Annotated in this window: 1 pseudogene; it reads right to left on the minus strand. The window is 66.7% G+C overall.

From position 1 onward, the window contains the following. Positions 1–531 (minus strand): annotated as a pseudogene (locus MRBLAR12_RS18595) (pyruvate dehydrogenase (acetyl-transferring), homodimeric type); the annotation flags it as partial.

Here is a 531-nt window from a genome sequence, read left to right on the forward strand (position 1 = left end):
GGAAGAAGGCCTCGAGTTCCTGCATGATCTTGCCGTTGCCGCGCACCGGTCCGTCGAGGCGCTGGAGGTTGCAGTTGATCACGAAGTTCAGGTTGTCGAGCTTGTCGTTCGCGGCGAGCTGGAGCAGGCCGCGGGACTCGGGCTCGTCCATTTCGCCGTCGCCCAGGAACGCCCAGACCTGCTGGTCCGAGGTGTCCTTGATGCCGCGGTTGTGCAGGTACCGGTTCGACTGGGCCTGGTAGATCGCGTTCATCGGGCCGATGCCCATCGAGACCGTGGGGAATTCCCAGAACTCCGGCATCAGGCGCGGGTGCGGGTAGGAGGACAGGGCGTGGCCTTCCTTGGACTTCTCCTGCCGGAAGCCGTCCAGGTCCTCCTCGGACAGCCGGCCTTCCATGAAGGCGCGGGCGTACATGCCGGGGGAGGCGTGGCCCTGGAAGAAGACCTGGTCCCCGCCGCCGGGGTGGTCCTTGCCGCGGAAGAAGTGGTTGAACCCGACCTCGTACAGGGTCGCGGCCCCGGCGTAGGTGG

Origin of the sequence: Arthrobacter sp. LAR12-1-1.1, assembly GCF_040676555.1 — a bacterium.
Lineage (GTDB): Bacteria > Actinomycetota > Actinomycetes > Actinomycetales > Micrococcaceae > Arthrobacter.